The 6,728-nt window shown below is 62.8% G+C and carries 7 protein-coding genes; 2 read left to right on the top strand and 5 right to left on the bottom strand.

Going from position 1 to position 6,728, the window contains the following annotated elements; translation table 11 throughout:
- Positions 1-1,318, bottom strand: a 1,318-nt coding sequence (locus tag J4D28_RS12715; RefSeq protein ID WP_207246422.1) for a glutamine synthetase family protein, incomplete at its 3' end; no start/stop codon positions are given.
- A 30-nt stretch (positions 1,319-1,348) separates the two neighbouring features.
- Entirely contained in the window at positions 1,349-2,146 is a 798-nt protein-coding gene (locus J4D28_RS12710) for a gamma-glutamyl-gamma-aminobutyrate hydrolase family protein (protein ID WP_016705049.1), read from the bottom strand.
- A gap of 268 nt (positions 2,147-2,414) precedes the next feature.
- On the opposite strand from J4D28_RS12710, the gene J4D28_RS12705 reads away from it, so the two are divergent.
- Complete coding sequence (locus J4D28_RS12705) at positions 2,415-3,791, top strand: glutamine synthetase family protein (protein WP_009051380.1); 1,377 nt, start codon at positions 2,415-2,417, stop codon at positions 3,789-3,791.
- A 211-nt stretch (positions 3,792-4,002) separates the two neighbouring features.
- Positions 4,003-4,647, top strand: a complete 645-nt coding sequence (locus J4D28_RS12700; RefSeq protein WP_103330872.1) for a TetR/AcrR family transcriptional regulator — start codon at positions 4,003-4,005, stop codon at positions 4,645-4,647.
- 163 nt (positions 4,648-4,810) lie between these two features.
- On the opposite strand, the gene J4D28_RS12695 is transcribed toward J4D28_RS12700, so the two are convergent.
- The 3 genes from J4D28_RS12695 to ssuC form a co-directional block, all read right to left on the bottom strand.
- Positions 4,811-5,026, bottom strand: a complete 216-nt coding sequence (locus J4D28_RS12695; protein WP_007928303.1) for a molybdopterin-binding protein — start codon at positions 5,024-5,026, stop codon at positions 4,811-4,813.
- Between the two features lie 106 nt (positions 5,027-5,132).
- The gene (gene ssuB / locus J4D28_RS12690) at positions 5,133-5,939 is read right to left on the bottom strand and encodes an aliphatic sulfonates ABC transporter ATP-binding protein (protein WP_009051382.1); all 807 of its coding nucleotides are present in this window, start codon (positions 5,937-5,939) and stop codon (positions 5,133-5,135) included.
- Complete coding sequence (gene ssuC / locus J4D28_RS12685; protein ID WP_009051383.1) at positions 5,936-6,724, bottom strand: aliphatic sulfonate ABC transporter permease SsuC; 789 nt, start codon at positions 6,722-6,724, stop codon at positions 5,936-5,938. The genes ssuB and ssuC overlap by 4 nt, the downstream gene beginning before the upstream one ends.
- Between the last annotated feature and the right edge of the window lie 4 nt (positions 6,725-6,728).

Below are 6,728 nucleotides of genomic sequence, written 5' to 3'. Positions count from 1 at the left end.
TGACGCGCTTGAAGTTTTCATGCTCGGCCCGCTTGACCGCGACGTAGCCAGTGATGAATTTCTTGCCCAGGTATTTCTCGATGGTCTTGCTGTTTTCCATGCGCTCCAGAGCGTCCTCGATGGTCAACGGCAGGCGCAGGTTGCGGCGCTCGTAACCGCGGCCGACCACCGGTGCGCTCGGGTTGTGGCCTTCGACCATGCCAATGAAACCGCACAGCAGGCTGGCGGCGATGGCCAGGTAAGGGTTGGCGTCGGCGCCCGGCAGGCGGTTTTCCACCCGACGGTTCTGTGGCCCGGCATCCGGCACACGCAGGCCCACGGTGCGGTTCTCTTCGCCCCACTCCACGTTCACCGGTGCCGAGGTGTCCGGCAGGAAGCGGCGGAACGAGTTGACGTTGGGCGCGAACAGCGGCAGCAGCTCGGGGATGAACTTCTGCAGGCCGCCGATGTGGTTGAGGAACAGCTGGCTCATGGTCCCGTCGTCATTGGAGAAGACGTTCTTGCCGGTCTCGATGTCGATGATGCTCTGGTGCAGGTGCATGGCGCTGCCCGGCTCGCCGGTCATCGGCTTGGCCATGAAGGTGGCGGCCACCTCGTGCTTGAGCGCGGCTTCGCGCATGGTGCGCTTGAACACCAGGATCTGGTCGGCCAGGGACAGAGCGTCGCCGTGACGGAAGTTGATTTCCATCTGCGCCGTGCCGTCTTCGTGGATCAGCGTGTCGAGGTCCAGTTCCTGCAGTTCGCACCAGTCGTAGACGTCCTCGAACAGCGGGTCGAATTCGTTGGCCGCTTCGATGGAGAACGACTGGCGACCGGTTTCCGGGCGACCGGAACGGCCGACCGGTGGCTGCAACGGGTAGTCCGGGTCGTCGCTGCGCTTGGTCAGGTAGAACTCCATCTCCGGCGCCACGATCGGCTGCCAGCCGTGGTCGGCGTAGAGTTTCAGGACCTTCTTGAGCACGTTGCGCGGCGACAGCTCGATCGGGTTGCCCTGCTTGTCGTAGGTGTCGTGGATCACCTGGGCGGTCGGCTCGATAGCCCAGGGCACGAGGAATACCGCGTTCTGGTCCGGGCGGCAGACCATGTCGATGTCGGCCGGGTCCAGCAGTTCGTAATAGATGTCGTCTTCGACATAGTCGCCGGTCACCGTCTGCAGCAGCACGCTCTCGGGCAGGCGCATGCCTTTTTCGGCGATGAACTTGTTGGTTGGCGAGATCTTGCCCCGGGTGATCCCGGTCAGGTCGCCAATCATGCATTCGACTTCTGTGATCTTGTGGTCTTTCAACCAATCGGTGAGCTGGTCGAGGTTGTTACTCATAAATGCCTCTAGGCGTGAGTTTCCTGGCTCTTATAAGCCAGGTTTTTGTGACGCATTGGCGTCGCGTTGCATTACCCGCTTGCGACAGGCATCGCCAAATGCCTGGAAGATGGCGAGGTAGTGAGGGTTAGAGCTTACCTGCCATTCAGGGTGCCATTGCACCCCCAAAGCAAAAGCCTTGCCTCCCTCGATCGGCGCGCCCTCGACGGAGAAGGCTTCGATCAAGCCATCGGGTGCCAGGGCCTCTATCTTCAGGCCCGGCGCCAGACGTTCAACGCCTTGGCCATGAATCGAATTGACTTCAATCTGCGCCGGCAGGCCGAGGCCGGCCAGCACCCCGCCCGGCTGCACATGCAGCGCATGGGCGGGGCCGTATTGCACTTCCACCGGCTGGCTCTCGTCCTCACGGTGGTCCATGAACGGGCCGGCTTCGTGGACCCGCTGGTGCAGGCTGCCGCCGAAGGCCACGTTCATTTCCTGGAAGCCGCGGCAGATCCCCAGTACCGGAACCCCGGCCGCCACCGCGGCGCGGATCAGCGGCAGGGTACTGGCATCACGGGCAGGATCGTGCGCGGTTCCCGGCGCGCTGGCGGGACCTCTATAGTGAAAAGGCTCGATATTGGAGGGTGAACCGGTAAAGAGGATGCCATCCAGACCGTCCAGAATATCGGACGGGCTTAGAATATCGGCCAGGGACGGGAGGATCATGGGCACGCCCTTGGCTGCTACTGCCACTGCGCGGACGTACTTGTCGCCACTGATGTGATAAGCATGCAAACCAATCTGCCTGGAGCAGGCGGTGACGCCGATTAACGGCAGGCGAGACATGAAACACCCCGGTATTATTGCTGTTATGGGTTTAAATCGAGCTTAGCCTTGTTCATTTTTTTACACAACACCCCCGTAAAAAATACAACACGGCCCGCTCAAGGCCGCGGCGGCCAAGCCCTCCGAAGCCAGAAAAGCGCCCCAAAAATGCCCCACAGGCGCTTTTTTAGGGCAAAAAAGGCCTCGCTTGACTTCGGCATGCCGTTCGGGTTGACTGAAACCTGAAAAGATCAATGATTGATATTTTTAACAACAAAGGTGTTGCATCATGTCGGTACCCCCGCGTGCCGTTCAGCTTAACGAAGCGAACGCGTTCCTTAAGGAACATCCTGAGGTTCTGTACGTTGACCTTCTGATTGCGGATATGAATGGTGTGGTGCGCGGCAAGCGCATCGAACGCACCAGCCTCCACAAGGTTTACGAGAAAGGCATCAACCTGCCGGCCTCTTTATTTGCTCTGGATATCAATGGCTCGACGGTGGAAAGCACCGGCCTGGGCCTGGACATCGGCGACGCCGATCGAATCTGCTATCCAATCCCCGATACCCTGTGCAATGAACCCTGGCAGAAGCGCCCCACCGCGCAACTGCTGATGACCATGCACGAACTCGAAGGCGACCCTTTCTTCGCCGACCCGCGCGAAGTGCTGCGTCAAGTCGTGGCCAAGTTCGACGAGCTGGGCCTGACCATCTGCGCCGCGTTTGAACTGGAGTTCTACCTGATCGACCAGGAGAACGTGAATGGCCGGCCACAGCCGCCACGCTCGCCGATCTCCGGCAAGCGCCCGCATTCGACCCAGGTCTACCTGATCGACGACCTCGACGAATACGTCGACTGCCTGCAGGACATTCTCGAAGGCGCGAAAGAACAAGGCATCCCGGCCGACGCCATCGTCAAGGAAAGTGCTCCGGCGCAGTTCGAAGTGAACCTGCACCACGTCGCCGACCCGATCAAGGCCTGCGACTATGCGGTACTGCTCAAGCGTCTGATCAAGAACATCGCCTACGACCATGAGATGGACACCACCTTCATGGCCAAGCCTTACCCAGGCCAGGCGGGTAATGGTCTGCACGTCCACATTTCGGTCCTGGACAAGGACGGCAAGAATATTTTTGCCAGCGAGGATCCCGAGCAGAACGCCGCACTGCGTCACGCGATCGGCGGTGTGCTCGAGACCCTACCGGCGCAGATGGCTTTCCTCTGCCCGAACGTCAACTCCTACCGTCGTTTCGGTGCGCAGTTCTATGTGCCGAACTCGCCGAGCTGGGGCCTGGACAACCGCACCGTCGCCCTGCGCGTACCGACCGGCTCCGCCGACGCGGTCCGCCTGGAGCACCGTGTGGCCGGCGCCGATGCCAACCCGTACCTGCTGATGGCTTCGGTCCTGGCGGGCGTGCACCACGGCCTGGTCAACAAGATCGAACCGGGCGCGCCAACCGAAGGCAACTCCTACGAGCAGAACGAGCAAAGCCTGCCGAACAACCTGCGCGACGCACTGCGCGAGCTGGACGACAGCGAAGTCATGGCCAAGTACATCGACCCGAAATACATCGATATCTTCGTGGCCTGTAAGGAAAGCGAGCTGGAGGAGTTCGAGCACTCGATCTCCGACCTCGAGTACAACTGGTACCTGCACACCGTGTAAGCGGCTGTAGCCCAGAAAAACGCCACCGGCCGAAAGGCCCGTGGCGTTTTTTATGGCCGCCTTGCGGCGGATCGCGGGCAAGCCTCGCTCCTACAGGTTCGAGGTGTATGCCATTTCCATCTTGTAGGAGCGAGGCTTGCCCGCGAAGGCGTCCTGGCAGACAACACCCGACACGCCTCGTACAATGCCCGCTGCCCCGCAGGAGACTCCAATGACACGCGTAGCCACCCCCCGCAAACCCCGCGCACGCAGCCAGGCCCGGATCGACTCGATACTCGATGCCGCCCGCACCCTGCTTGCCGCCGAGGGCGTGGCCAGCCTGTCGATCTACAGCGTGGCCGAGCGCGCGGAGATCCCGCCCTCCTCGGTCTATCACTTCTTCGCCAGCGTTCCCGCCCTGCTTGAAGCCCTGACTGCCGACGTCCACGCCGCGTTCCGCGCCTGCCTGCAAGAGCCTATCGACCACGCGACCCTGAGCAGCTGGCACGACCTGTCGCGGCTGGTCGAACAGCGCATGCTCGCCATCTACAGCGCCGACGCTGCGGCTCGCCAGTTGATCCTGGCCCAGCATGGCCTCACCGAGGTCACCCAGGCCGACCGCCAGCACGACATCGAACTGGGCGACCTGATGCACAAGCTGTTCGACCAGCACTTCCAGCTGCCGGCACTGCCCGCGGACGTCGATGTGTTCGCCCTGGCCATGGAGCTGGGCGACCGCGTCTACGCGCGCTCGGTCCAGCAGCACGGGCAGATCACCGAGCGCATGGCCGAGGAAGGCATGCGGGTGTTCGATGCCTACCTGGGGCTGTACCTGCCGCCTTACCTGCCCAAGCGCGAGATAGCACGGTCGGGCTGATGCCCTATCGCGAGCAAGCTCGCTCCTACAAAGGTTAGCGCCGTCCTTGTAGGAGCGAGCTTGCTCGCGATGACGGCCTTGACCTCTCCACACCGCTCAAGCCCTGCTCCACAAAAAAGCCCCGAAGGGCTCACGCCGTCCGGGGCTGGTTGTCGCGCATCGATCACAACTTGGCGATCGACACCTCGGTGGATTTCACGAACGCGATCACTTCGCTGCCGATCGCCAGTTCCAGCTCCCGCACCGAACGGGTGGTAATCACCGACGTGACGATGCCGGAGGCGGTCTGCACATCGATTTCCGAGAGCACGTCGCCTTCGACGATTTCCTTGATGGTGCCTTTGAACTGGTTGCGAACGTTGATGGCCTTGATAGTCATGGTATTTCTCCTGAGGTCGAAATAAGCCACAAGCTTCAAGCGATAAGCTGCAAGCAAAAGCGCTCGGCTCTTTCTTGCCGCTTGCAGCTGGAAACTTGCTGCTGCTTTAAAGCGCCCAGCGCAATTGCGTGGGCAAGGGTGAAACGGGTTCCGGCTCGGGTGGCGACCCGGGCAGCGACAACACGCGGTTGAGTACTTCGGCTTCCAGCGCTGCCAGCCGATGGGAGCCACGCACCCGTGGGCGCGGCAGCTCCACCAGCAGATCGAGACCGACCTCGCCTTCTTCGATCAGGATCACCCGGTCGGCCACCGCCACCGCTTCGCTGACATCGTGGGTCACCAGCAGGACGGTGAAGCCATGCTGCTGCCACAGGCGCTCGATCAGTTGCTGCATCTCGATCCGGGTCAGGGCATCCAGCGCGCCCAGGGGCTCGTCCAGCAGCAACAGGCGCGGCTGGTGAATCAGCGCCCGGGCCAGGGCCACGCGCTGCTTCTGGCCACCGGACAAGGCGGCCGGCCACTCATTGGCGCGGTCGGCCAGGCCCACCGCCTCCAGGGCTTCCAGGGCCTGGGGGCGCCAGTCGCCCTTGAGGCCCAGGCCGACGTTGTCGATGACTTTCTTCCAGGGCAGCAGGCGCGCCTCCTGGAACATCAGGCGGGTGTCCTCGATGGCCTGGCTCAGCGGCGCGGCACCGGCCAGCAGTTCGCCGCCGGTGGGCTTGTCTAGGCCGGCCAGCAAGCGCAGCAAGGTGCTCTTGCCGCAGCCGCTACGGCCGACCACCGCGACGAATTGCCCGGCCGGAATATGCAGGTCGATCTCGCGCAGCACCTGGCGCGAACCGAAGGTCTTTTGCAGCTTGCGCACCACCAGCGGAATGCCGCGCAGCAGGCGTGGAGGTTGTTGAGCCGTCATTGCGCACCTCCCTTGGCCACTTGATAGGCCGGATGCCAACGCAGCCAGGCACGTTCCAGGCCGCGCGCGGCGAGGTCCGCCAGTTTGCCGAGCACGGCGTACATGACGATGGCCAGCACCACCACGTCGGTCTGCAGGAATTCCCGGGCGTTCATCGCCAGATAGCCGATGCCGGAGCTGGCGGAGATGGTTTCCGCGACGATCAGCGTCAGCCACATGAAGCCCAGGGCAAAACGCACGCCCACCAGGATCGAAGGCAAGGCGCCCGGCAGAATCACCTGGCGGAACAGGGCTCCGCCTGCCAGGCCATAACTGCGCGCCATTTCCACCAGCGCCGGGTCGACGTTGCGGATGCCGTGGTAGGTGTTCAGGTAGATCGGGAACAGGGTGCCCAGGGCCACCAGGAAAATCTTCGCCGACTCGTCGATGCCGAACCACAGGATCACCAGGGGAATCAGCGCCAGGTGCGGCACGTTGCGGATCATCTGCACCGAGCTGTCGAGCAGGCGTTCGCCCCACTTCGACAGACCGGTGATGAAGCCCAGGGCCAGGCCGATGCTGCCGCCGATCAGGAAGCCGATCGCCGCGCGCCAGCCGCTGATAGCCAGGTGGGTCCAGATTTCGCCGCTGCGCACCAGGCCGACCCCGGCTTCGATCACCGCGCTGGGGGCCGGCAGGATTCGCGTCGACAGCCAGCCGGCCGAGACCGACAACTGCCACACCGCCAGCAACAGCAGCGGCAGGGCCCAGGGTGCCAGGCGATGGAACAAGGATTGTCTGTTCATGGCC

The sequence above is a fragment of the Pseudomonas sp. GW531-T4 genome (genome assembly GCF_017349615.1).
Taxonomy (GTDB): domain Bacteria; phylum Pseudomonadota; class Gammaproteobacteria; order Pseudomonadales; family Pseudomonadaceae; genus Aquipseudomonas; species Aquipseudomonas chlororaphis_I.
This window is presented reverse-complemented; position numbering and strand designations above follow the sequence as displayed.